Origin of the sequence: Streptomyces sp. NPDC049970, assembly GCF_040660235.1 — a bacterium.
In the GTDB taxonomy this organism is placed as follows: Bacteria; Actinomycetota; Actinomycetes; order Streptomycetales; family Streptomycetaceae; genus Streptomyces.
Window position 1 is genome coordinate 200958 of sequence record NZ_JBFALP010000002.1, and the last position, 24393, is coordinate 225350.

Consider the following 24393-nt stretch of genomic DNA (forward strand, 5'->3'; position numbering starts at 1 on the left):
GAATCAGCTGTTGATGGTGATGACCGTGGTGACGGTATTGACGGTGGTCCCCGTGACGGTCGTCTTCGTCACGGTCACGGTCCGCGTGGTGGTGGTACGGGTCCTCCGACTGCGGATGCCCTGATGGTTGCGAGGCCTCCCGGTGTGTCGAGGGGAGACGGGGCGTCGGGTGGCACGGGACATTCGGGGCACTCGAGGTTCGGAGGGAGCGGTGGGCTGCTCCGTGGGGGACGACTTCTTGTTGCGAGCGATGCGCTGTCGCTCCGATGCCAGGAGCTGGGGGTGGATGCCGAAACACATCAGGAGTTCCGCCCGCAGGTCAGGGTCCTCCTCGTTGTCGTACTTCTCGATGAACCATGCCATCCAGTCGTCACCATCATTGCTCATGCGGGTTCCCCTCCCTTGTCACGCCAACGAGTCCTCTTTGACCGGATGGCGTGCTGTGCAACCGACCCGAGGGCAGAGCTCTGGCCTGCCCGGAACGGTCGCTTCCTTCAACAGCCCCTGTTGCAACAGGAGTTGGTGGAGCTGAACGCTAGCACGCGATCCGCCGGATCTGACGGTCCGACAGTCATGATCTTTTGACTTCAACTCCCCATGCTGGCGCACCAGTCGGAGTCTCATGTCAAGTAACCTTTGACAATCGCCTCGCGTCAAATTCGAGTGCTACCGTGGCTCTGCCCGGAACCGAGGGGAGTGGGTTCGATGGAGGACAACGAGGGCTTCGGCGTCTGGCTCGGTCGCCAGTTGCGTCGCAGCGGCATATCGCAGGCGGACTTCGCCAAGAAACTGGGGTTGACGCGCGCCGCCGTGTCGGCCTGGGTCACCGGTAGGTCGCTACCCAGGCCGGAGCTGATGGTCGAGATCGCCAAGATCTTGGAAACGGATGTCGCCACCCTGATCACCAGGGACGCCGATGCCGGATCGGATCGGCCGATCGGCTGGTATCACCGGGTCGCTCATCAGGACGGTGGTCGGGAGTACGGCAACGCGGCCGTATTCGCCTTCGACGCCAACTTGGCCGTGCTGGCCCGAGAGGTCACACAGAACTCCCTGGACGAGCGGCTTGACCCGGAACGCCCCGTGCGGGTGCGCTTCACCTTGCACGAACTGACCGGCGAGCACCTCCAGTCATTCCTCTCCGCACTGAGATGGGAGCAGCTCGAGCCGCACTACGCGGCGGCTGCGCAGGCCCGGCACAAGGTCGGTCGCGCTCTCGCCGAAGGGCTGCGCGCGCTACGTGAAGGGTCTTCACTCCTGCTACTCCGGGTTGACGACTACAACGCCTCGGGGCTGACCGGACCCGAGTACGGAGACGGTCGCTACGCCGCCGTGGTTCGCCGGCAGCTCGACAGTCACAAAAGCAGTGATCGGGCAGGCGGCTCCTACGGATTGGGGAAGGCCACCCTGTGGGCGGCCAGCCGGCTCGGACTGGTTCTGATCAACAGCACCCTCTCCGAAACCTACGAGGGGCGAACGGCCCGACGGGTGGTCGGTCGGCTCGACCTTCCCTGGCGTGAGGTCGACGGAGTTGCCTACGCGGGCCCCGCCTGGCTCGGCGAGCCGGACACGGAGAAGGAGCACGAAGGTGTCTCTCGCTCGTGGTGGGCCGATGAACGAGTGGTCGCGGAACTGCGGCTCGAACGGGACAGCGACGATCCGGGAACTTCCTTCCTTGTCGTCGGTGCCCATGATGCGGCCGGGAGCAACGACACCCTGGAGGACCTGCACGCGGCCCTGGGCCGGGCGTTGTCCGACAATTTCTGGGCTGCCATGACCTCGGGCCGTTCGACCTCGGCGATGCTCGAGGCATCCGTCCAATCTCTTCGCAACGGTGAAGTTGTAGTTCCCGAGCAGCGGGTCGATCCGCTCGACCGGCACCCGGCACTGGTGCACGCGTTGCGGGCGTACATCGACGGCGAGACTGTCGAAGAGCTGACGGCGGCCGGTCAGGTCGCTGCCGCGGACGTGGCCTTCGTCGTTCCGCCGCCACGGGCCGCCGGGCGCGGATCCGCAGGCCACGACCACCGTGCCGTACTCCTGGTCACGCCCGCTGCCGACATGGACGAGAGGCACAGCCGCATCATCTGCATGCGCGGTACTCGTATGTCCGTAACGGCCCGCACCCCCCGTGGCGTCGGCGTGGGGGTCGACCCTTTCCAAGCCGTTCTCCTGGCCGGTTTCGCCACAGGGGACGACGGTCCGGCGACACGCGCCGCCGAGGCGTTCCTTCGAGCCGCCGAGCCGCCGGAGCACGACAGGTGGGGGACGACCGAGGAGCTCACGGCCGCCTATGCCAACGCGCCCCGCCGATTGACCGAGTTCAACGCGGCGATGGACGCGGCGCTGCGGGGCGTGATCGGTCGGCGGGCTTCCGGCCAGGACTCGTCCGGCCCTGAAGTTCTTCGGAAGCTGCTGCGTATCGATGCGCCCGCCGTGGCGAGCGGTCGCCGTGGGCAGGGGCATCCGATCGTGGACCGGATCTCCGGGAAGGTGGACATCGACGGGGCCTGGACCTTGGACGTGACACTGACCGTTCCACGGCGCGACAACCACTGGCAGTTGCTGCCCGTGGTCAAATTCGATGTGCGATCAGGTGGGCGCCCTTCGTTGGAGTGGGCGGAGCTGTCGGCGAAGGAGAACTGCCAGATCGTCGACGGCCGCCTGATCATCGATCCAGACGTGAGATCTGCACGCTTCGGAGGAGTCACGGCCGTCCGAAGTCACCCTGTGGCCGCGGCCATGGCCGGTGTGATCGTGGACATCCAGCAGGCACGGGAGACTTCGGCGTGAGCACTGTGTACGCGTACCCGACCTTGGTGGGAAAGATCGAGGTCACTGTTCGAGGGGCGAGCATGGACGGCAAGCCTCTGCGGCTCTCGTTGATCTCCCAGCGTGATCAGGTGGTCGCCCTCCACCAGGTCGAACGGGACGACTGGACCGAGGGCGTCCTCGATCTGGAAGTCTCGCTGCCCACCGATGAACTGGACGAGGGGCCGTGGTCCGCGGTCAGTTGCGTCGCCGTACTGACCGAGGGGGCCACCAACACCCGGACGGTGACTCGTCTGGAACGTCGGCGAGGCGACACCCACTGGCGAGGTGAGGTGCGAGTACGCCGCTCCAGCCACGTGGCACGGGCCCTCCTCGAAGTGAGTGTGGTCGGCAGCCACGGAGGGGTCGACGGGCGGGTCCTCGGTAAGGCGGACACCCCCTGGGTCGTCGACCTGCTTGCCCGCACACCCACCAGACAACGCGATCTGGACATCCTGGAGAGGGACTTCCGGGACGGGCCGCAGGAATGGCTGCGTCAGTTCATGGACGCACCCTGGCTGATCGATACCACCGGTGACCTGCCGTCCGTCCTGATCAACACATCCTTCGAAGGGCTTCCCGCGCTGCTGTCCGGCGCCCGTGGTCCCCTGGAGAAGGCGACCGCCGGCTTGGTGGCCGCGCAGATCGCCGCCGAGGCGTGGGCGACCATGTTCCACTCCGCGCTGAGCGAGCTGGAGTTCGACGAGGACGGTACGCCGCACCTTCCCGGTGGATGGCGGGAGTCCGTACTGCGCTCGATGCTTCCTGAGGTGTTTCCCGGACTGCCCCTCACAGAGGCTCTGGCAGAGGCACACAACCGTCGAGGGGACGGTCGGGGCTGGGCGGAGATCCAGTCGCGGATCCACTACGCGGCCGGGAGAAGAGGCCAGATGCCCAAGAACCTGACGGCGGCCATCCGCGCCCTCAACCGTAGCCAGGAAGGTCCGCATCGATGAGCCGCTACCACATCGAGCCCCCGGAACGTCTAGCGCTGCTCCCGAGCAGTCTCGCCACGGCCTTCCTCACCCACGGGGTACGCGCCGGCCGGGACGGCCTGCCGCAGGTTGCGATACTCCGGGCCGGCATCGCGATCGAGAGCGAGTCCGCCCGGTGGAGCGTCGATCCGGTACGGGAGCTGCTCGACGAGGCCATACGGCGGTTCGACGCGGCGAGGACCGATGCCGATGCCTGGCTGGCGCCTCGCCTGCACGCGACCTTGCGGATGACCCGTGCGGAGGCCGCTGACCCCGGCCTGTGGAACTTCCTGGCTCTGGCCGTGGCACCGGACTTCGTCCTGTGGCGACATCTTCCGCGTGGAGGGCTGGATGACGGCGTGTCCAGGAAGGTCAACAGTGCCAGATTCGTAGGGCCCCACTACAGCCAGGCGTTCTCCCGGCTCTGGTGGGCCGCCGAGATGTTCCGCGACGGCTCCGATTACACCCCTTCGGAAATTGCCTGCGGCAATCAGGACATGATCAACACCGCGCTCAGGCTCTCCGCCATCGACCACAAGCCCACCGCCCTGGCTCTGGTGCGGGTCCTCGAAAGGCTCGCCGATACGGGGGCCACGCGACTCGGAGACCGGGTCAACGCGTTCTGCACAGCGGCCAACGTGGCTGGTAGCACACTCATGTACGAGGTGATCGCTCCGGACGATGCCCCCGATCACCTCGCCCTCGCCGACTGGATCGATGCGGCGGAATCGGCTCCGGCAGTGCCGTGGGACCGCCTTCCCGAAGGTCCGAGCGACGGCACGGCTCGGCGCGCCTCCTGCGATGTCCTCACAGCGATGTTCGAGCGGTTCGCCGCAGAGGCACCGTTGCGTGACCGAACTCGGTCCGGGGCCGCACAGGACTGAAGCGCGTCGCGGAAAGGCTGCAGATCCCAGGAATGACCGTCAATCGGTGGATCCGGTCGGTCCTGTCACGAGAGTCCGGGTCGGTTCACGAGGTCTCGGCGAAGATCTCGCCCGTTGAAGCGTTCGTGTGCTCAGGCTCCCAAGCAGCCAACTTGTTTATCAAGTCGTCGCTCGGGGGCCCGAGTCGGAGCGCGCTGCACAGGATGTGCAGCGAAAGCAGTGGTGGAATCGCGTTCCCGATCTGTTGGGCCACATCCGTGGACCTCCAGGGGTACTTCCTCGGGAACGACTGGAGCAGACCTGCTTCCTCGAAGGTCAGCCGCTCGAGTTCCTCGCCGATCTCCTTGCGCCCGGACCTCGTCTCCTTCAGAAGGAAGACACGGTTGCGCCGCACCTTGCCCGTGATCGTCGCGGAAGGCTGTTCGGATGTGCGGCGGCCCCTGTTCTTGGGGTCACCGCCCGATCCGTAGTTGGAGACCACCTCGAAGTCGCGTGGACGTCCGGCGAGAACGTCCTGCATGGCCACCCAGGGCTCGACCGCACTCTTCCCCTTGCGGGCCGGAGAGAACAGCAACCCCTGTGCCTCGCGCTGCGGATCGTTCTCCGTGGGAAGGCGAGCGACTCCCTTGCGGTAGCGCTGGTGCGTCGCGCCGGGAAACCGCACCGGCCGCTCCACGTTCTCCGGGTCCCACTGAGCGATCAACACGGCACGCCTGCGGGTCTGTGGGACGCCGAAGTCCTCGGCGTGCAGAACATGGGCGTCTGCGGCGTAGCCGACCCGCTTGAGGAGCTTGACGTAGTGCTTCCATACCGGCAGGACGGTGGGGACCTGTTCCAGTACAACCACTTCGTAGGGATCATTCCGCTTCAGCTTGGCCTCCATGACCCAGCGCAGCGGCTGGAGCACGAGACCGGTGCGCTCGTCCGACATCTCGTCGGTCTCTGCTTTGACCTCTTTCCAAGCAGCCTCGAAGGAACCGAGATCCTCGTGATCGACCAGGCGGGTTGCCAGACGCTTCACGTCCTCCAGGGCTTTGTGGCCCTTCCGGCTGCCGGCCACGGAGAAGGACTGACACGGCGGCCCGCCTGTGAGCACCGTCGCGTTCTTCACCTGTGGATCGCTCGCACTCAGTACGGCGACGTCCTTCTCGGCAGTGGTCAGGAGTCCGGCTGCCCTGCGCGTCGCGCGGGTCGCGTCGTCCCACTCGACCCCGATGCTTTCCAGTCCCATGACCGTGGCCGCGATATCAAGGCCGCCAGGACCTGCGAACAAGTCCACGATGCGGAAATCCGCACGTCGAACCGGTGGGTGGAGTGCATGGGTCATGGGGTTGGAGTGTAGCCGGCGATTCAAGATCGACTTCACCTGGAGTTCGGAGGGATGTGCCCGCGATCAGGCGCGTAGGGCGTCCGCGACGGCGCCCCCCAGCGCCCTGCCCACGGGCGGAGGCGAAGCGTGTCCGATCTGGCGGTACCGTGCCGTCTTTCTGCCGGCGAACTGCCACTCGTGCGGGAACCCTTGCAGAAGTGCGGCCTGCGAGTCCGTGAGTTTGACCATGTCGAGGCTGTTGTCGCGATCGGGCCCCGGTACCTCATCGGCCAGAGCAGCTCCGTTGACCCCCATGCGCGCCCACGCCTGCTTCGTTCCCGTCGGTCCCAGATCGGCTCCTCCTCGATTGTCGGAGCCGCCCACAAGGGTCGGTGCCACGTTGATCGCCCGGGCCGCCCACTCGTCGGCGCCTTGCCAGCCACGGGCTGACATGGAGCGTCGTAGAGCCCTGCCCACCGGCACGTGGGCTTCGACAGTGGGCGTCGGCGGCCGGAAGGCATCGAAGTGTCGGGCCTTGAGTGCGACGAGTACCCCTTGCTTACGATCCTGGGGAACGCCGAAGTCGGCCGCGTTCAGTACGAACCAACGCAACCGGTAGCCGAGGTGCTCCAGTTCCTCACGGATAAAGGTGCGCAGCGGTCCGAACGCCTCGGCATCGACCAGACCGGGCACGTTCTCGATCAACAGAGCGCGCGGCTGCACGGCGTGCGCGAGGAGAACCGCCGCCTCGAGGAGCCGCTTCTCCTCGTCCGTCTCGGTTCTGGCCACGGTTGCGCTCGACCTCACCCGCGGGGGACCGGCTGACAGCAGGTCCACGTCATAGGTTTTCGGATGTTCGACGGGGTCGAAGTCCAGAAGATCCATTTGAAGGACGTTCCACTTCGGCCGGTTCAGGCGGAGCGTCTCGCAGGCCACGGGCTTGTTGTCCAGCAGTAGCACCGGATCGAAGCCCGCCTGCTCGAGCCCCAGGGCCAGACCACCCGCCCCCGCGCATACGTCCACGAACCGCAATCCGTTCACGAGCCCCCACCCTTTCGCCTGGTCCGCCTCGCGGACTTCTCGCTGTCGACGGCGTTCGCAACCTGCTCGGCGACCTGCGCCGGGAGCTCGTGCTCCCAGAAGCGCAGAACCGTCCACCCCTCGGCTACCAGGTGTGCCGTCGTCTCCACGTCCCGCGCCATGTTGCGGTCGAGCTTCTGCCGCCACCACTCCGCATTCGATCTCGGTTGCGTGGCATGTGCGGGGCATCCGTGCCAGAAGCAGCCGTCCAGGAAGACCGCGACCTTGGCTTTTGTGAAGGCGATGTCGATCGTCCGGCGGGACATGTGGGGCACTCGCTCGTTGAGTCGATAGCGATAGCCAGAAGCGTGCAGCAGCTTCCGGACCGCCACCTCGGGAGCGGTGTCGCGGCGTGCCTGGCGGCTCATCCGCGCGGATACGCCAGGGGAGGAGGGTTCGGCGGTGCTCATCACCTTCAAGTCTCCTACGCCCCTGTCTCCTCGCGATCGACAACGACCGGATTCCCTCTGTCTCCTGCCGTGCACGAAGGCGTTCTCGCACCTGCGGAACGGGCCTACGTGGGGGAGGCGGCCCGAAGTCTGGTAGTTGAATGTGATCGTATTGCAAAGATGCGACATAGGTGAATCCTTGGCGAATTCAGCCAGGGGCCGATAAGTGACCCTGCGGGCCGGCCGCCTGGCGAACTCGAATAGGCCGCCCGCACACCTCCGAGCAAGGTCCTCCGAACCACACCCGCCCCCGCCCGCCCTCCGGTCGCGGCCCCAGCGGCGTGGGCCGATGCTGGTTCGGTAGGCCTCGGTAGGCGTTGTCGAGTGCGGGAGGTCCCGTCCCGGGCTCCGTGAGGGTGCGAAGGAGCTGGCTTCATGGCTGATGCGCCCCTGATGGTCGTGGACAGCGCCGGAGTGGTCACCGGGTGGAGCCGGGCCGCCGAGCGGCGCTTCGGTCCGGCGACCGCGGATGCGCTGGGCCTGCACGTGATGGACGTACTTGCGGGGGACCGGCGGCGCGCTGCGGACGCTGCCGCCGGGGCGGCGGTGGGGCTGCGGCTCGCGCCGCTCGCGGGGTCCGGCTGGGGCTTCTGGGAGACCGACGGGCGCAGGGTGTCCGGCGACGGCGACGGCGTGGGCGAGGTCGACAGCGGTGTGGGGACCGCGTTGCTGGACGTGATGTTCACGCAGGCGCGCGTGCGGGTCCACGTGCTCGACCCCGGGCTCGACGTCCTGCGGATCAGCGACCCGTCCGCCGACGCGGAGGACACCACGGGACTGCGAGGGCGGCCGTTCCTCGATGTGTGCGACTTCGAGGAGCCGGAGCGTGCGGAGGCGTTCGTCCGGGAGGTCCTGCGTACCGGCGTACCAGGTGTCGAGCAGCCGTTCCGGGCCCGCCCGGCCGGTGTGCCCGGGGTGTCCCGCACGCTCTCCCTGACGGCGTTCCGGCTACAGGAGCACGGGCCGACGCGGCAGAGCGCCGACAGCCGGGTGCTGGGGGTCGCCGTGGCCGTCGTCGACGTCAGCGAACGCGTGCGGCGGCGATGTCGGGAGGCGGCGCTCACCGCGGTCCGGGACATGGTGGGCCGGACGCTCGACGTCGAGGCCACCTGCCGGGACCTCGTCGAAGCACTGGTCCCGGACTACGCGGACGTCGGCGTGGTCGAGGTCGTCGACGAGGTCCTGCGCGGCGCGACACCGGAGCCCGGTCCGCTCGGCCGGGGCGTTCCCCTGCGCCGCGCCGCGTACGCGGGCAGCAGCGAGTCCGCCCACCCGGTCGGAGACATCCGCGAGGTGCCGCACGGAACCCCCTTCCAGCGGGCCGCCTCCGATCTGCGGGCCCGGGTCCTTCCGCTGGGTGACATCCCCTGGGCCGACGCCGACCCGGCGCGTGCGGCCTCCATCAAGCGCGTCGGGGCCCACACGCTCCTGCTCGTGCCGCTGACGGTGCGCGGGGCGATCCTGGGGCTGGTGACGCTCTACCGGTGCGGGGATTCCGAGCCGTTCACCGAGGAGGACATCCCCGCGGCGCTCGCGATGGCGTCCCGTACCGCGCTCGGCATCGACAACGCCCGCCGCTACGTCCACGAGTACACCATCGCCAGCGCCCTCCAACGCCGGCTGCTGCCGCAGCGCCCGGTGCCCCAGCCCGCCGTGGAGACCGACCACCTGCTGCTGCCCGGGGGCGGCGCCGGCAACTGGTTCGACACGATCGCACTGTCCGGGGCGCGTACCGCCCTCGTCATCGGGGAGGTCGCCACGCGGGGCATCTACGCGGCCACCACCATGGGGCAGCTGCGCACCGTCGTGCACGCCCTCGCCGCACTCGACCTGGAGCCCGACGAGCTGCTGGCCCGGCTGTACGACACCGCGGCCAGGCTGGCCGAGGAGCGGACCCAGCTGCCGCAGAGCGACCCGCTGCACCGGGAGCCGCTGGCCGCGACCTGCTCCTACGCCGTGTACGACCCGTTCACCGGGAAGTGCACCCTGGCATCGGCCGGCCACCCCGCGCCCCTGGTGGTGGAGCCCGACGGCGCGGCCTTCGTCGTCGGCCTGCCCGTGGGGCCGCCGCTCGGTACCGCGGACCGGGCCCCCGTGGCCTCGGTCTCCTTCTCGCTGCCGGAAGGCAGCCTGCTCGCGCTGCATACCAACGCGCTGCGGGCGTACTCCCAGCCGTCCTCCGGTGCGATGCGGCAGGCGCTGACACCCACGGACCGCCCGCTCAAGGAGCTGTGCGACGCGGTCGCCTACGTCCTGCCCGACAGCGACGAACTCCAGGGGGCCGCGGTGCTCCTGGCCCGGACCCACGCCATGCCCCCGGAGCGCTACGCCGCCTGGGAGCTGCCGTACGACAAGACGGCCCCGGCGACCGCGCGCCGCCTCGCCTCCAGGACGCTGGCCGACTGGCACCTGGAGGGCGACACCGGTGACGCGACCGAACTGATCGTCAGCGAGCTGGTGACCAACGCCGTGCGCCACGGCAGCCCGCCGCTCGAACTGCGCCTGATTCTCGACCGCGGCCTGACCTGCGAGATCCGGGACGGCAGCACCACCGCCCCGTACATGAAGTACGCCGGAGCGGTGGACGAGGGCGGGCGGGGACTCTTCATCATGTCCCAGCTCGCCTCGCTGTGGGGCACCCGGTACGCCCCCGACGGCAAGACCGTCTGGTCGGAGCAGACGCTGCCCGGGCACGAGGACTGAGGCGGGGCTACCTGCCCTCGGCGAGTGTGTGCGCGACCAGGGCGTTGGCATGGCCGTGGCCCATGCCGTGTTCGGTTTTGAGCCAGGCGACGATCTCCATGTGCCTGGTCAGCGGGGATACGCGGATGAGGTCCTTCCACTCCGCGATCGGGCGGCCGTACTTCTTCTCGATGGAGGGGAAGTAGCTCGCGGGGCCCTTCACCGGCTCTGCCATGTCGTGGTGTCCCGTCCGTGGAGACCGCCGTGGTTGGTACCACGGGCCGGTCGTCGAATCCGTCGGCGGGTATGACCGCCGGACGGCGCGAAACTCATCGGCGGTACGACACCGCGGCGCCCGACGGGTCGGGCAACGCGCTGCGCGACGTGGCCGCGGGTGGGAGGACGGTCGGCGCCCGGCCTCCCACCCGTCGGAGAGGGGGGACGCGCGCTCCTCAGGCCGCCCCGTGGCAGTCACGGTACGTACGCTCCGAGCCGCACCAGCACGCCGCGCTGCGCGCCGGGGGCCACGGGACCGCACGGCCGCGGGCCGCCAGGGTCGTGGCGTACTGGGGGAGCAGGTCCGGATCGGACGGGGACGCGGCCTCCGACGCGGCGAACGCCTCGTACGAGGGGACCGTGCCCGTCACGATGCCGAGATTCGGCGTGCCCGCGGCGTGCAGATCCCGCAACGCGGCCTCCAGGCGCGCCAGATGGTCCTGGTGCGAGATGTACTCCTGGCCCAGTTCCGGGTAGGCGACGAGGAGTTCGCGCAGTTCCGCCTCGGACCAGCGCAGCACCGCCACCGGGAACGGGCGGGACAACGCCGTGCGGTAGGTGCCCAGTTCGGCGCGGAGCCGGGTGATCTCGGCCTGTAGCTCGCCCGGATCCGAGGAGCCGAGGGACCACAGGCGCTTCGGGTCGTGCAGTTCGTCGAGCGGTACGGCGGAGGTGTGCAGGGCGTCGGCCAGCTCGTCCCACGCGTCGTGGCCCACACCCATCAGCCTGCGCACCCGGTGCCGCCCGATCAGCAACGACTCGGTGGAGTACGGGACTTCCTCGCCCGGCGCGAGGAGCAGCTTCAACGCGGTGGAGAAGAAGTCGTGGGCGGACTCCAGCTCGTCGTGCGCTTCGAGCGTCTCGGCGGCGATCTCCCACGGGGCCGCGTCGAGCGGACCCGCGGTACGGATGCCGTCGATGATCGCGCGGGCCTCCGCCTCGTGGCCGTACTCCCAGAGGTTGGCCGCTTTGAGGGCTTTGACCAGGTGCGGGTGCTCGATGGTGATTTCGGTGGAGCCGAGCAGTTCGTCGTAGAGGGTGGTCGCGCGGGCGCGGTCACCGGCGAGCTCCAGATGGGCCGCGGCCTGGAGGAACAGCGGTTCGCGGTCCTCGGGGTACTGCGCCGCGGTGCGCAGCAGGCGCTCGGCTTCGGTGGTGTGGTCGGCAGGCGTGTCGGGGCGCATGGAGCACACGGTACTGCGGGACCGGGCCGGGGTGAGAGGGTGCGTGCACGAGCGCCGGTGGAGCGCCGAGGACCACCCCGGAGCACGTCCGTCGGTGTCGGGAAGGACGCGGCCCGGTCCGGCGCCCGACCCGCTCCCGGCGGCGCCGTGAGCCGCACCCTGCGGGGGCCGGGCGACCGCTTCGGCCGCTCGACCCCGATCGTGTATAACGGCTGGAGGACACGAACGGCCTCGGAGCGAACGGGAGGGACGATGAGCGACGGCATGGACCGTGCACGCCGCGCGGTCGCCCGCCTGCTCCGCCCCGCCGCCTTCCTGGTCCTCTTCCTCACCTTCCTCACCGATGTGCCCCTCGCCGAGGGCGGCAGCCTCTCCGCCGCCGTCGCGCTCGCCGCGACCGCCGGCTCGGGACTCCTCGTCTGCTCCGTCATCAGTGCGCGCTGCGCCTGCCCCGTGCCCCGTACGAGAGTGCGGACGGCCCTGCGCGACCGTGCGAAGCGCACCGCGTTCCTGCCGCAACGCGACCCCGACGCCCGAGGCCGCACCAGGCCCCGAGCGCCCGGGACCGCCCTCCTGACGGCCGCGTAGAGGGCACCCTTCACGACCCTTCTGCGCGGGTCGTCCTGCCGAGTTCCACACTCCCCGGCACGACGAGACCCCCCCGGAGGGCTCACCCATGTCCGCGTTCATGTCCGCTTTCGCGAGCCTGGTCGGCGCATTCGCCGACCTGCTCCAGCCCCTCTTCCACGGCGCGTCCACCGCCGCCGCGATCGTCCTGTTCACCGCCCTGGTGCGGCTCGCCGTGCACCCCCTGTCGCGGGCGGCGGCACGCGGGCAGAAGGCCCGCACCAAGCTCCAGCCGCAGATCGCCGAGCTCCGCAAGAAGCACGCCAAGAGCCCCGACAAGATGCAGAAGGCGCTCATGGAGCTCCATGCGCAGGAGAAGGTCTCACCGCTCTCCGGCTGCCTGCCGAGCCTGCTCCAGATGCCCGCCTTCTTCCTGCTGTACCACCTCTTCTCCAGCCGGCGGATCGGCGGCGACCCCAACTCGCTGCTCGGCCACGAACTCTTCGGCGCTCCCCTCGGCGAGCGCTGGCACGACGCGCTCGCGGACGGCGGTCCCTTCGGCGGGCAGGGGCTCGTCTACCTGGCACTCTTCGTGGTCGTCGCGGTCGTCGCCACGTTCAACTACGGACGCACCAAGCGGCAGATGGCGGCCAACCCGGTCACACCGGCCACGGGCCCCGACGGACAGCCCGTCCCCGGCATGGGCGCGATGACGAAGGTGATGCCGCTGATGTCCTTCCTGACCCTCTTCTCGGTGGCCTACGTGCCGCTCGCCGCCGCTCTGTACATCGTCACCAGCACCACCTGGACCGCCGTCGAGAGGGCCTTCCTCTACCGCGTGGCCCCCGCCCCGGAGGTCGCCCTCGCCCCGGCCGTCTGAGGCCCCCGGGGGTCCAGTGTGTGAACAGGGTCTTGCGGGGTGATCCGATGTCTTGGAGGATCGAACGAGCCTTTCGCTGGCCGCAACCCATCGGCGGGCTCGACCTCGACCAAGGGGAGATGGACCGTTGAAGCTGCTTCGAGTGGGTACGGCGGGCGCGGAACGCCCCGCACTGCTTGACCGGGACGGGACCCTGCGCGACCTCTCGGGCCTCGTCACCGACATCGACGGCGAACTGCTCGCCGACGCCTCGGCACTGGCGCGCGTACGGGAGGCGGCCCGCACACCCGAGGTGCTGCCCCCGCTCGACGCGGCCGGTCTGCGGGTGGGGCCGCCGGTCGGCAGGATCGGGAAGATCGTGTGCATCGGGCTGAACTACCACGACCACGCCGCCGAGACCGGCGCGGCGATCCCGGACGAGCCCATCCTGTTCTTCAAGGCGCCGGACACCGTCGTCGGCCCCGAGGACACGGTGCTCGTGCCGCGCGGCAGCCGGAAGACCGACTGGGAGGTCGAGCTCGCCGTGGTGATCGGCCGCACCGCCCGGTACCTGGACTCCGCGGAGGAGGCCCTCGGCCACGTCGCCGGATACGCGACCGCCCACGACGTCTCCGAGCGGGAGTTCCAGATAGAGCGCGGCGGCACCTGGGACAAGGGCAAGAACTGCGAGACGTTCAACCCGCTGGGGCCCTGGCTCGTCACGGCGGACGAGGTCCCGGACCCGCAGGCGCTGCCCCTGAGGCTGTGGGTCAACGGAGAGCTGAAGCAGAACGGCACCACCGCCGACCAGATCTTCCCGGTCGGTGAGGTCGTCCGCTACCTCAGCCACTTCATGACGCTCTACCCGGGCGACGTCATCAACACCGGGACCCCGGCCGGCGTCGCCATGGGCGCGCCCGAGCCCAAGCCGTACCTGCGGGCCGGGGACGTGGTGGAGCTCGAGGTCGAGGGGCTGGGCCGCCAGCGCCAGGACTTCAAGGACGCCTGAGGGCTGTCCCGAGGCCTACGCCCGTACGCGAACGGCCGCCGGGGACAACCCCCGGCGGCCGTTCGCGCGCCCGGTCCTCACTCCTGGGGCCGCGCCGTGAAGCGCTCCAGGGCCTGCACCACCAGCGCGTGGTCCTCGGCCTGCGGGAGACCCGAGACGGTGACCGTCCCGATCACGCCCGCGCCCTCCACCGCGATCGGGAACGACCCGCCGTGCGCGGCGTAGGTATCCAGGTCCAGGCGGGAGGACTCCTCGAACGTGGTGCCCTTCGCCCGGAAGCGCGTGCCGACGAGGTAGGAGCTCTCGCCGTACCGCTCCACGACCTTCCGCTTGCGGTCGATCCACGCGTCGTTGTCCGCGCTCGAACCGGGCAGGGCCGCGTGGAACAGCTGCTGGCCACCGCGCCTGATGTCGATGGCGACGGGCGCGTGCCGTTCGCGGGCCAGCGTGACCAGCAGGCCGCCCAGCGTGTACGCGTCGTCGTAGCCGAAACGCGGCAGCGTCAGGCGCCGCTCCTGCGCGATCAGCTCGGAGATGGTCGGAACACCGGGTGCGCTCATGCGTGCCGCTCCTCGTCGTGGTGGGGGATCAGGGTGACGGACGTGCCCTCGCGGGCCGAGCGGCGCGCGGCTTCGAGGACGTCCAGCGTGGCGGCGGCCTGGAGGGCCGTCACCGGATTCCCGCCCCTGCCGTGCAGGGCGGCGGAGACCGCGGCGTAGTACGCGGGATAGTCGCCCGGCAGCGTGCGGACGGGATCGCCGCCCCCGGTCAGCGCCGACTCGCCGGAGCCGATCCGGCCCCACAGCTCCTCCGGCTCCTCGCCCCACGGCTCGCCTTCCGCCGGGCGCACCCCCTCGCGCAGGGCGGCCTCCTGGGGGTCCAGGCCGTACTTCACGTAGCCGGCCTTCGAGCCGAGCACCCGGAAGCGCGGGCCGAGCTGGGCCGTGGTGGCGCTGACGTACAGATGGGAGCGGACGCCGTTCGCGTGCGTGATCGCGATGAAGGTGTCGTCGTCCGCGGCCGCACCCGGACGGCGTACATCGGACTCCGCGTACACCTGCACCGCGGGCCCGAACAGGGTGAGCGCCTGGTCCACCACATGGCTGCCCAGGTCGTAGAGCAGCCCGCCGATCTCCTGCGGGTCGCCCGACTCGCGCCAGCCGCCCTTCAGCTGCGGACGCCACCGCTCGAAACGCGACTCGAAGCGCTGTACGTCGCCGAGCGCGCCGTCCTCGACGAGACCGGCCAGCGTGAGGAAGTCGTTGTCCCAGCGCCGGTTCTGGAACACGGAGAGCAGCAGCCCCCGCTCCCGGGCCAGCGCGGCCAGTTCGCGGGCCTCGGCGGCGGTACCGGCGATCGGCTTGTCCACGACCACCGGCAGCCCCGCCTCGAGCGCGGCCCTCGCGAGCGGCACGTGGGTCCTGTTCGGCGAGGCGATCACGATCAGGTCCAGCTCGTCCGCGCGCGGCCACAGCTCGTCGGGCGAGGCCGCGAACCGTACATCGGGGAACTCGGCGCGGGCCTGCGCCTGCCGCTCGGCGTTCGAGGTGACGACCGTGTCGAGGACGAGGCCCTCGGTCGCGGAGACCAGCGGGGCGTGGAAGACGGAACCCGCCAGGCCGTAGCCGACGAGACCGACGCGCAGAGGAGCGTTCGCAGTCATGCGATCCACTTAAGCAACGCTGTTGCCAAAGTGCAAGCGATGAGGACAATGGAGCCGTGAACAGGAGTAACAGCCGAAGCGGCGGGGCGAACCTGCCGGCCGTGCGCCACCACAACGCGTCGCTCGTCCTCGACCTGCTGCGGGTGGCCGGTGAGCGTGGCATCAGCAGGCTGGAGCTCGCCGAGCACACCGGACTCACCCCGCAGGCGGTCAGTAAGATCACCGCCAGGCTCCGCGCGGAGGGCCTCGCCGCCGACGCCGGCCGCCGCGCGTCCACCGGCGGCAAACCGCGCACCGTGCTGCGGCTGGTCCCCGACGCCGGATACGCCGTCGGGCTCCACCTGGACCGCGACGAGCTCACCGCGGTCCTCGCCGACCTCGCCGGCACCACGGTCGCGACCCGCACCCTCCCGCTCGACCTGGGGGCCCCGGCCGCCGAGGTCCTCGCGACGGCCGCCCACGCGGTGCGGGCGGTGCGTGCCGACGGCCCCCTGGCCGAGGACCGCCGGGTCTTCGGCGTGGGCGCAGCCCTGCCCGGCCCACTGGACCACCGCGACGGCGTGCTGCACCGGGTCACCGGCTTTCCCCAGTGGGACGGCTACCCCCTGCGCGACGCCCTCGCCGAGCACACCGGACTGCCCGTCGTCGTCGACAAGGACACCAACGCCGCCGCCCTCGGCCTCGCCCTGCGCGACCGCGCCGAGGCCGACTTCGCGTACCTGCACCTGGGCACCGGTCTCGGCGCCGGGCTCGTCCTCGGCGGCACCCTGCACCGAGGGGCCCGTACCGGTGCGGGGGAGTTCGGCCACCAGACCCTCCAGCTCGACGGACCGCCGTGCGACTGCGGCGGGCGCGGCTGCGTCGAGGCGCTCTGCCTCTCCGCCGCCGCCCGCGGGGACGTCGCCGAGGCGGCCAGGATCCTCGGGGCGGGCGCCGCCAACCTGGTCGGGCTGCTCGACATCGACCGGGTCGTCCTGGGTGGACGCACGGTCGCCGCCGACGAGGACACCTACGTCAGCGGGGTGCGCGCCGTGATCGAGGAGCGCGCACGCCGGGAGGGCACAGGGACCGCCGTACCCGTCACCGTGGCGGGCGGCGGCGACCGCCCGGTCGCCGAGGGCGCCGCGCAACTGGTCCTTGCCCCGCTCTTCGGGCGGGCGGGCGAGGACGGCGGCGTAGGGGGCTGACGGACGACGCGGCCCCTGCCCCTCCCTCCACGGGCCGCCCCTCCCCGAGCGTGCCGGTCCCCCGCAGGGCCGGTCGAGCGGACTTCGACGCCCGAACGGGCGGTAACGGGCGCGGGCGGGTGGCTCGCCCCGTACCCGCGTGGCAGCGTCGGGCACCGACCCACGGGGCGACGCCCCGGCGTCCGGCCGCGCACGGCAGCGTCGCCTCCACGGCCGGTGGCCCCCGCCCCGACCGCTCGCGAGCAGCGAAGGGTGAGCCACATGCCCACCAGACCCCCCGCACGGCTGCGCGACGGCCGTGCGCTCACCCGCCTCGGCCTCGCCGCCGGACTCGCCGTCCCGGCAGGTCTTCTCGGCGTCCCGGCCGCCATCGCCATCCCGGTCACCGCCCCGGCGGTGACCGGCGCCGTGGTCGCGGGACCCGAGCTGCCCGCCTGCGGTGATCCGGGCGCGGCGGACTTCCCCATCGAGACCCGGATCCACGGCGGCCCCGACACCTACGCCTCCGGCGGCGGCTACGGCACCTGGTACCTGGACCTGACGAACGCCACGGCCGAGCCGTGCCGCTCCATCCATCCGGTGCTGGTGCTCACCGACGAGGACCGGAAGCTGACCGCCGAACAGATCCAGCTTCAGTTCACCGAGCGCTCGCACCCCGACGAGGAGCACCGGGTCAACTGGGAGTCCACCGACCGCGACGAGCAGATCGGCGTCTTCGGCAGCGGGGAGCAGGACGACGACTTCCCCGGCTTCACCGTCCCGGCGAAGAGGACGGTCACCGTCGAGGTGCGGATGGCGTTCACCTCCGACACCCTCCCCGGCCAGGTCACGGCCCACGCGGCCATCGTCCAGCGGCGCACCGCGCGGGACACGTCCGAGGGGGAGGCCGGGGCCGCCGACGGGGACTGGGTGGGGGAGTCGGCCCCGTACCACTTCGCCATCGTCGACGGCGGCACCGAGGCGCCGGCCGACACCGAGGGCATGCGCGACGCCGCAGGCGATCCGGTGCCCGAACTCGCCCGCACCGGCCGGGCGCGCGCGCTGCCGGCCGGCCTCGCCGCGGGGGCGCTCGTCCTCGCCGGAGGCGCCGCCATGGTCCTCGCGAGACGGCTGCGCGCGGGAAGCCGCTGACCCGTCGCGGAGGTTCCCCCTGATCAAACGGTTCCTCCGGGCGGAACGGGCAGCCTAAAATCGGGGCGTCGGCGCTGCACAGCGCGGTGCCGCCGGCGTCCGGCACCTCGAGTGCACAGTGCGTACGGCAGGAGCCCGTCACATGGCAGAGCGCAAGCCGATCGAATCCTGGCTGACCGACATGGACGGCGTCCTCATCCACGAGGGCACGCCGATCCCGGGGGCCGACGCCTTCATCAAGCGGCTGCGGGACTCCGGTCTGCCCTTCCTGGTCCTGACCAACAACTCCATCTACACCGCCCGCGACCTGCACGCGCGCCTCAAGCGCATGGGTCTGGACGTACCCGTGGAGAACATCTGGACCTCGGCCCTGGCCACCGCCCAGTTCCTGGACGACCAGCGGCCGCGCGGCACGGCGTACGTCATCGGCGAGGCCGGGCTCACCACCGCCCTGCACGACATCGGTTACGTCCTCACCGACCACGAGCCCGACTACGTCGTCCTCGGCGAGACCCGGACGTACAGCTTCGAGGCCCTCACCAAGGCGATCCGGCTGATCAACGGCGGTGCGCGCTTCATCTGCACCAACCCGGACGAGACCGGTCCGTCCGCCGAGGGCCCGCTGCCCGCGACAGGTTCGGTGGCCGCGCTGATCACCAAGGCCACCGGCAAGGCGCCGTACTTCGCGGGCAAGCCCAACCCGCTGATGATGCGGACCGGCCTCAACGCCATCGGTGCCCACTCCGAGACCTCCGCCATGATCGGCGACCGGATGGACACCGACGTGCTCGCCGGTCTGGAGGCGGGGATGCAGACCTTCCTGGTGCTCACCGGCCTGACCACGGAGGCGGACATCGACCGCTACCCCTTCCGGCCCTCCACGGTCGTCGAGTCCATCGCCGACCTGGTCGACCTGGTGGACCTCCCCACGCCGTAACCCGACCGGCCGACAGCGGATGCGGGACGCCGCCCCACGCGTGAACCTTCCCTCAGGAGGTTTACGATGCGCTCACTGTCCATCACTTTCTGTGCCGCCGTGGCGGCCGCGACGATAGCCCTTCCCGCGTCCGCCGCCCTGGCCGAGTCGAAAGCCGACGACTCCGGGGACGAGCGGCGTTCGGGAACGGTCTCGGTCGAACCGTCCCGTGTCTCCCCGGGTGGGGAGGTGGAGCTCCGGGTCGACGTCTGCGGCAAGGGCAGGGCGGCCCGGGGCAACTCCGAGGCGTTCGCCTCGGAGGCGCACTTCGCCCCGGCCGACGGCAAGGGCCTCTTCGCCCGGGCCCGGATCCGCTCCGACGCCGCACCCGACGACTACGAGATCTGGGTGACCTGCAAGGACGGCCACGGAAAGGCGACCGGCACGGTCACGGTCCTCCACCACGGCCGTCCCTCGCCCGTCGCCCCCGTGCGGGCCGGCGGCGGAGGCACCGCGGCCCTCGCCGAGGAAGCCGCCTCCCAGGGCCCCGGCACCCGCCACGCGGTGATCGGCCTCGGCCTCGGCGCCGTCGCGGCCGTCGCCGTCGCGTTCCGCAGTGCGCGCCGCCGCCGCCCGGCGCACCACTGACATGACCGCCACGGACCGGCCCACCGGGACCGGACGGCTGCTGACCGGTGTCGCCTGGGCGGTACTCCTGCTCGGCCTCTGGCTGTGGGGCCGTGCGGCCACCGCCGGGAACTCGGCCCCCACGACCGGTGACGTCGCCGCGGTCGGACGCCCCCTGGGCGTCCCGCTGCCCCCGGCCCACGACCCGCTCGACGGGGCCGCGCCGCAACGGGTCGAGATCCCCTCCGTCGGGATCGACGCGGCCGTCGTGCGGCGCGGTCTGGACGACGAAGGGGCCATCGAGCCACCGCCGTTCGCGACACCGAAGGCCGTCGGCTGGTACGCCGACGGCACCGAGCCCGGGACCGGGGGCGCCGCGCTCTTCGTCGGACACGTCGACACCGAGACGAAGCCGGCCGTCTTCTACGGGCTGAGCGCGGCCCGGCCGGGCGAGAAGGTCCGGGTGAGCCGGTCCGACGGGAAGGTCGCCGAGTTCACCATCGACGACGTCCAGGTCTTCACCCGCGAACGCTTCGACGCGCAGAAGGCCTACGGGCCGCGCGAGGACGGGCGGGCCGAGCTCCGGCTCATCACCTGCGGCGGTACGTACGACCACAAGGCCCATGCGTACACGGCCAACGTCGTCGTCTCGGCCTACCTGACGGGCGAGGGCGAAGCCGGGAGCCGCGCCTGAACGCACTCGGTCCGAGTGCCGAGTGCCGAGTGCCGAGTGCCTAGTCCTGAGTCCGTCCCGAGTCCCGAGTCGCGTGTCCTGCGAGGACTGCCCGGCCCGGTCGGCGCCCGCTCCCCCTCGGAGCCGCCGGCCGGGCCGGTCCTCGACCGCGCGGGCCGGGCCGCGGGAGTGACCCGGGCACCGTGCGGGAGGCGGAGCCGTTCGTACGGACACGACACTGTAGGCCGGCCGGGCCGAGCGGCTCAGTGATTTTCTGGCAGGTTGTCCGGATCCGGGCGGGGCGCCCGGCGCCAGGACCGACGGGGACCGGTGGCCCGTGCACATCCCGCCTACTCGGGATCGCGGGTGAACTGCGACGTCGACCAGCGGTAGCCGAGTGCGGTGAGGGCGGCGCACCAGACCAGGGCGATCCACCAGTTGTCGCCGATCCCGGTGCCGAGGAGGAGTCCGCGCAGGGTCTCGGTGGCGGGGGTGAAGGGCTGGTACTCGGCGATCGGCCGGAACCAGCCGGGCATCGAGTCCAGGGGTACGAAGGCGCTCGAGATGAGCGGCAGGAGGATCAGCGGCATCGCACTGTTGCCGGCGGCCTCGGCGTTCGGGCTGGCCATTCCCATCCCCACCGCCACCCAGGTCAGCGCCAGGGCGAACAGCGTGAGCAGCCCGAACGCCGCCAGCCACTCCAGGGCCGTGGCATCGGTGGATCTGAAGCCGATGGCGACGGCGACGGCGCCGACGAGGACCACGCTCGCGATCGACTGCAGCACACTGCCGACGACGTGCCCGATGATCACGGAGCCCCGGTGGATCGCCATGGTGCGGAAGCGGGCCATGAGGCCCTCGGACATGTCCGTGCAGACGGACACCGCGGCCCCGACCACGGTGGAACCGATGGTCATCAGCAGCAGGCCCGGGACGATGTAGGCGATGTAGTCGGAGCGGTCGCCGCCGCCGATGCCCGCGCTCATCGTGTCGCCGAAGACGTAGACGAAGAGCAGCAGCAGCATGATCGGGGTGAGCAGCAGGTTCAGCGTGAGCGACGGATAGCGTCGTGCGTGCAGCAGGTTGCGGCGCAGCATGGTGGACGAGTCGCGGACGGCGAGTGAGAAGGAGCTCATCGGACAGCCTCCTTGGGCTGGTTGGCCTGGCCCGGCACGGTGGAGCCGGTCAGGGCGAAGAAGACGTCGTCGAGGTCGGGTGTGTGCACGGTGAGTCCGTCCGCCTGGATGCCGGCGGCGTCGAGGCGGTCGAGGACGGAACGCAGATCGCGCTGGCTGCCGTCGCTCGGGATGCTCAGGGACAGTGCCTCGTCGTCCGCGGTGATCCCGCGCAGGGCGGACGCGGCGGACCGGTAGGCGGCCGGGTCGGTGAAGCGGAGCCGGACGTGTCCGCCGGGGACGAGCCGCTTCAGCTCGTCGGCGGTGCCCTCGGCGGCGATCGTGCCGTTGTTCAGCACGGCGATACGGTCGGCCAGCTCGTCCGCCTCCTGGAGGTACTGGGTGGTGAGGAAGACGGTGACGCCGTCGTCGACGAGTTCGCGGATGATCTGCCACATGGTGTGGCGGCTGCGCGGGTCGAGACCGGTGGTGGGTTCGTCGAGGAAGATGATCCGAGGGCCGCCGACCAGGGTCATGGCGATGTCGAGGCGGCGCTTCATGCCGCCGGAGTAGGTGGAGGCGGGCTTCTTCGCGGCCTCCAACAGGTCGAAACGCTCGAGGAGTCCGTCGGCGACCCGCTGCCCCTCGTGCCTGGACAGGTGGTGCAGGTCCGCCATGAGGAGCATGTTCTCCTCGCCGGTGATGAGGCCGTCCACGGCGGAGAACTGCCCGGTGACCCCGATCGCGGCCCGTACCGACTGAGGGTCGGTGGCCAGGTCGTGGCCGCCGACACGCAGGTCCCCGGCGTCGGCGGTGACGAGGGTGGAGAGGATCTTGACGACGGTGGTCTTGCCGGCGCCGTTCGGGCCGAGGAGTGAGAAGACCGTTCCGCGGGGGACGGCCAGGTCGATTCCGTCGAGGACGGTCTTGTCGCCGTACGACTTGCGCAGCCCGTTCGCCGCGATGGCCAGGTCGGTCATGGGAGGAGCTCCTTCTAGAGGCTGCGGGCGGTGATGTCGCCGTAGGCGGTGGTCGCGTGGATGTTCAGGGCGGCGGTGCCGTCGGTGTTCCTGAGGGAGTTGTGGATCCGGCCGTAGCCGGTGCCCGCGTCCAGTGAGGCGGAGACTCCAGGGGCGGCGCCGACCGAGATGCCGCCCTGCTCGGTGCGCAGGGTGACCGTGCCGTGCAGGGCCTCGGCGATGTGGAGGTCGCCCTTCCTGGTGCTGATCTCCGCGGTGCCGCGCAGGCGCCCGACCGAGATGTCGCCGGCCAGGACGGTGAGCCGGACGCCCTCGGCCTCGTCGATCTTGACCGTGGCCCGCGCGCCTTCGAAGGCGACGTCGCCGAGCCGGCCGACACCCCTGAACTCGGCGTCGGCCGCCTTCGCCTCGATTCGGGAGCCGACGGGCAGTTGGACGGTCACCTCGACATGTCCTCCCGAAGGGCCGAGGACCCGGTTCCTGGCGGCCGAGTGCTCGATCCGCAGGACGCCGTCGCCGTAAGCGACCTCGATCTGTTCCGCCGCCTTCACGTCGCGGCCCTTCGAGGCGTCCGCGGGCAGGACCTCGACGGTGGTGTCGGACCGGTCGGCCGCGATGAACCGGATACGTCCCGCGGGGACGTCCAGGGCGACGGTGACCGGGGCCGGGCTGTCGTACTTCTGCATCGTGCTCTCCTTCGCCGTGTGTTTCTGACATAAGAAACGCTACGTTGCGTTCAGTAGGTCGGCAATCAGGTTGTCGAGCGAAAACCCTTAAATGGCAGGCTGTTGGCGCTATTTCATTGCGTTCGGCTTGAGTTTCATTGCAACGGAAATCGTCCTGCTCGTTGCAATGAAATGAAGGTGAACGCTATGCTGGAGACCCCGAGGACCATGAAGGAGACCGCGATGCCCGGAGGCAGGCTCACCCAGCAGGAACGCCGGCGGATCGCGCTGGGGCTGGCCGACGGTCTCGCCTACGCCGAGATCGCCAGAGGCCTCGAACGCCCGACCTCGACGATCACGCGCGAGGTCATGCGCAACGGCGGACCCACCGCCTACCGCGCCGACCGCGCCCACCGTGCCACCGAGCAGCGCGCCCACCGCGGCAAACAGGCCGCACCCCGGGACGCCAGGGCTGTGCCACAGGCGCACGGACGCGACGCCGGGGCGGTCCGCGACTACGAGGAGACGCTCACCCAGGTCTTCATGCAGTCGGGCATGCCCAAGATGATGGCCCGGGTGCTGGCCGCCCTGACCATCACCGACTCCGGCAGCCTCACCGCCGCCGAACTCGTCGAGCGGCTCAAGGTCAGCCCGGCCTCCGTCTCCAAGGCGGTCGCGTTCCTGGACAGCCAGGCCTTCATCCGCCGGGAGCGTGAGGAACGCCGCGAGCGCTACGTCGTCGACAACGACATCTGGTACGAGTCGATGACGGCCAGTGCCCGCGCGGCCGCCCAGGTCGTCGAGACCGCCCGGCAGGGAGTCGGAGTCCTCGGCCCCGGCACGGAGGCCGCCACCCGCCTGGAGAACATCGCCCGCTTCCTCGACTTCGTCTCCGAGAGCACCGCCCGCGCCGCGGAGCAGGCCCGCGAGGTCCTCTTCACGAAGCCGGGGGCGACCCCCGAGGAGGCGTGAGGGGAGCCGAGCTCGCCGGACGTCCACGGGTTTGAGTGAAGCGGGCGCACTGGGGTGGCGGGAGGCGCCCTCACGGGGGCTTGCGCGCCGCACGGAACACGAGTAGGGCCCCTTCACGCTGAGTGAAGGGGCCCTACTGTTGCGTGCGCCGTCAGGGACTCGAACCCCGGACCCGCTGATTAAGAGTCAGCTGCTCTAACCAACTGAGCTAACGGCGCCTGCTGACCTGGAGAACTTTACCCGATGGGCGGAGGTGCTCCTGACCAATTCCCGCCCCCACGGCCTGTCGGATGGTCGTTTTTTCCATTTAGTCAGTCAACATGAGATATGCCGTGAAAGTTGACATACGGAAGATTTGGACGACTGCCGATGGGAAGAGG

The 24393-nt window shown here is 70.6% G+C and carries 23 protein-coding genes, 1 tRNA gene and 2 pseudogenes; 14 read left to right on the plus strand and 12 right to left on the minus strand.

The features are described 5' to 3' along the window. Positions 1-3: 3 nt before the first annotated feature. A complete protein-coding gene (locus AB0I83_RS04245; protein WP_363303538.1) occupies positions 4-387 on the minus strand; it encodes a hypothetical protein in 384 nt (127 codons plus the stop codon). A 318-nt stretch (positions 388-705) separates the two neighbouring features. On the opposite strand from AB0I83_RS04245, the gene AB0I83_RS04250 reads away from it, so the two are divergent. From AB0I83_RS04250 to AB0I83_RS04260, 3 genes are read left to right on the plus strand one after another with little or no spacing between them, the layout of a single operon-like run. Continuing rightward, on the plus strand, positions 706-2793 hold the full coding sequence (locus AB0I83_RS04250; RefSeq protein WP_363303539.1) for a helix-turn-helix transcriptional regulator: 2088 nt from the start codon (positions 706-708) through the stop codon (positions 2791-2793). After that, complete coding sequence (locus AB0I83_RS04255) at positions 2790-3767, plus strand: hypothetical protein (RefSeq protein ID WP_363303540.1); 978 nt, start codon at positions 2790-2792, stop codon at positions 3765-3767. Before AB0I83_RS04250 ends, AB0I83_RS04255 begins: the two co-directional genes overlap by 4 nt. Next, entirely contained in the window at positions 3764-4669 is a 906-nt protein-coding gene (locus tag AB0I83_RS04260; protein ID WP_363303541.1) for a DUF6339 family protein, read from the plus strand. Before AB0I83_RS04255 ends, AB0I83_RS04260 begins: the two co-directional genes overlap by 4 nt. Before the next feature lie 85 nt (positions 4670-4754). Here the strand turns inward: AB0I83_RS04260 and AB0I83_RS04265 are convergent, their stop codons facing one another. The 3 genes from AB0I83_RS04265 to AB0I83_RS04275 all read right to left on the minus strand — a co-directional run bounded on the left by AB0I83_RS04265 (position 4755) and on the right by AB0I83_RS04275 (position 7468). Next, a complete protein-coding gene (locus tag AB0I83_RS04265; protein ID WP_363303542.1) occupies positions 4755-5996 on the minus strand; it encodes a DNA cytosine methyltransferase in 1242 nt (413 codons plus the stop codon). 66 nt (positions 5997-6062) lie between these two features. Then, on the minus strand, positions 6063-7019 hold the full coding sequence (gene dcm / locus AB0I83_RS04270) for a DNA (cytosine-5-)-methyltransferase (protein ID WP_363303543.1): 957 nt from the start codon (positions 7017-7019) through the stop codon (positions 6063-6065). Then, complete coding sequence (locus AB0I83_RS04275; protein WP_363303544.1) at positions 7016-7468, minus strand: very short patch repair endonuclease; 453 nt, start codon at positions 7466-7468, stop codon at positions 7016-7018. The genes dcm and AB0I83_RS04275 overlap by 4 nt, the downstream gene beginning before the upstream one ends. A 414-nt stretch (positions 7469-7882) precedes the next feature. On the opposite strand from AB0I83_RS04275, the gene AB0I83_RS04280 reads away from it, so the two are divergent. Continuing rightward, positions 7883-10210 (plus strand): SpoIIE family protein phosphatase, encoded by a 2328-nt coding sequence (locus AB0I83_RS04280; RefSeq protein WP_363303545.1) that lies wholly within the window; start codon positions 7883-7885, stop codon positions 10208-10210. A gap of 7 nt (positions 10211-10217) precedes the next feature. Here the strand turns inward: AB0I83_RS04280 and AB0I83_RS04285 are convergent, their stop codons facing one another. Next, positions 10218-10424 carry a DUF4287 domain-containing protein gene (locus AB0I83_RS04285; RefSeq protein WP_363303546.1) on the minus strand — a complete coding sequence of 69 codons (207 nt, stop codon included), beginning with the start codon at positions 10422-10424 and terminating at the stop codon, positions 10218-10220. A gap of 217 nt (positions 10425-10641) precedes the next feature. Beyond that, positions 10642-11649 carry an SEC-C domain-containing protein gene (locus AB0I83_RS04290; RefSeq protein WP_363303547.1) on the minus strand — a complete coding sequence of 336 codons (1008 nt, stop codon included), beginning with the start codon at positions 11647-11649 and terminating at the stop codon, positions 10642-10644. A 252-nt stretch (positions 11650-11901) separates the two neighbouring features. On the opposite strand from AB0I83_RS04290, the gene AB0I83_RS04295 reads away from it, so the two are divergent. The 3 genes from AB0I83_RS04295 to AB0I83_RS04305 all read left to right on the plus strand — a co-directional run bounded on the left by AB0I83_RS04295 (position 11902) and on the right by AB0I83_RS04305 (position 14084). Beyond that, on the plus strand, positions 11902-12237 hold the full coding sequence (locus tag AB0I83_RS04295; protein ID WP_356535634.1) for a DUF6412 domain-containing protein: 336 nt from the start codon (positions 11902-11904) through the stop codon (positions 12235-12237). Positions 12238-12325: 88 nt separating this feature from the next. Next, positions 12326-13096 carry a YidC/Oxa1 family membrane protein insertase gene (locus AB0I83_RS04300; protein WP_363303548.1) on the plus strand — a complete coding sequence of 257 codons (771 nt, stop codon included), beginning with the start codon at positions 12326-12328 and terminating at the stop codon, positions 13094-13096. Positions 13097-13223: 127 nt separating this feature from the next. Next, positions 13224-14084 carry a fumarylacetoacetate hydrolase family protein gene (locus AB0I83_RS04305; protein WP_356840987.1) on the plus strand — a complete coding sequence of 287 codons (861 nt, stop codon included), beginning with the start codon at positions 13224-13226 and terminating at the stop codon, positions 14082-14084. A 77-nt stretch (positions 14085-14161) separates the two neighbouring features. Here AB0I83_RS04305 and AB0I83_RS04310 read toward each other — a convergent pair whose 3' ends face one another. Together AB0I83_RS04310 and AB0I83_RS04315 are read right to left on the minus strand one after the other, a co-directional pair. Further along, entirely contained in the window at positions 14162-14644 is a 483-nt protein-coding gene (locus AB0I83_RS04310; RefSeq protein WP_356535631.1) for a heme-degrading domain-containing protein, read from the minus strand. After that, positions 14641-15747 carry a Gfo/Idh/MocA family oxidoreductase gene (locus AB0I83_RS04315; protein ID WP_356535630.1) on the minus strand — a complete coding sequence of 369 codons (1107 nt, stop codon included), beginning with the start codon at positions 15745-15747 and terminating at the stop codon, positions 14641-14643. Before AB0I83_RS04315 ends, AB0I83_RS04310 begins: the two co-directional genes overlap by 4 nt. 56 nt (positions 15748-15803) lie before the next feature. On the opposite strand from AB0I83_RS04315, the gene AB0I83_RS04320 reads away from it, so the two are divergent. From AB0I83_RS04320 to AB0I83_RS04340, 5 genes are all read left to right on the plus strand, one after another. After that, on the plus strand, positions 15804-16934 hold the full coding sequence (locus tag AB0I83_RS04320) for an ROK family transcriptional regulator (protein WP_363303549.1): 1131 nt from the start codon (positions 15804-15806) through the stop codon (positions 16932-16934). Positions 16935-17195: 261 nt separating this feature from the next. After that, entirely contained in the window at positions 17196-18065 is an 870-nt protein-coding gene (locus tag AB0I83_RS04325) for a hypothetical protein (RefSeq protein ID WP_356840985.1), read from the plus strand. Between the two features lie 142 nt (positions 18066-18207). Beyond that, positions 18208-19002, plus strand: a complete 795-nt coding sequence (locus AB0I83_RS04330) for an HAD-IIA family hydrolase (protein ID WP_356535627.1) — start codon at positions 18208-18210, stop codon at positions 19000-19002. 66 nt (positions 19003-19068) lie between these two features. Then, entirely contained in the window at positions 19069-19629 is a 561-nt protein-coding gene (locus AB0I83_RS04335; protein ID WP_363303551.1) for a hypothetical protein, read from the plus strand. A gap of 1 nt (position 19630) precedes the next feature. Then, positions 19631-20302, plus strand: a complete 672-nt coding sequence (locus tag AB0I83_RS04340; protein WP_363303552.1) for a class F sortase — start codon at positions 19631-19633, stop codon at positions 20300-20302. Between the two features lie 329 nt (positions 20303-20631). Here the strand turns inward: AB0I83_RS04340 and AB0I83_RS04345 are convergent, their stop codons facing one another. The 3 genes from AB0I83_RS04345 to AB0I83_RS04355 are packed head-to-tail and all read right to left on the minus strand — an operon-like array spanning position 20632 to position 23062. Further along, the gene (locus tag AB0I83_RS04345) at positions 20632-21417 is read right to left on the minus strand and encodes an ABC transporter permease (RefSeq protein WP_363303553.1); all 786 of its coding nucleotides are present in this window, start codon (positions 21415-21417) and stop codon (positions 20632-20634) included. Continuing rightward, complete coding sequence (locus AB0I83_RS04350) at positions 21414-22376, minus strand: ATP-binding cassette domain-containing protein (RefSeq protein ID WP_363303554.1); 963 nt, start codon at positions 22374-22376, stop codon at positions 21414-21416. Before AB0I83_RS04350 ends, AB0I83_RS04345 begins: the two co-directional genes overlap by 4 nt. 14 nt (positions 22377-22390) lie before the next feature. Then, on the minus strand, positions 22391-23062 hold the full coding sequence (locus AB0I83_RS04355; RefSeq protein WP_356535622.1) for a DUF4097 family beta strand repeat-containing protein: 672 nt from the start codon (positions 23060-23062) through the stop codon (positions 22391-22393). A 222-nt stretch (positions 23063-23284) separates the two neighbouring features. On the opposite strand from AB0I83_RS04355, the pseudogene AB0I83_RS04360 reads away from it, so the two are divergent. Together AB0I83_RS04360 and AB0I83_RS04365 are read left to right on the plus strand one after the other, a co-directional pair. Next, positions 23285-23488: pseudogene (locus tag AB0I83_RS04360) on the plus strand (helix-turn-helix domain-containing protein); the annotation flags it as partial. A gap of 117 nt (positions 23489-23605) precedes the next feature. After that, positions 23606-24013, plus strand: a pseudogene (locus AB0I83_RS04365) (MarR family transcriptional regulator); the annotation flags it as partial. Positions 24014-24157: 144 nt separating this feature from the next. Here the strand turns inward: AB0I83_RS04365 and AB0I83_RS04370 are convergent. Beyond that, a tRNA-Lys gene (locus AB0I83_RS04370) sits at positions 24158-24231 on the minus strand. Positions 24232-24393: the final 162 nt, after the last annotated feature.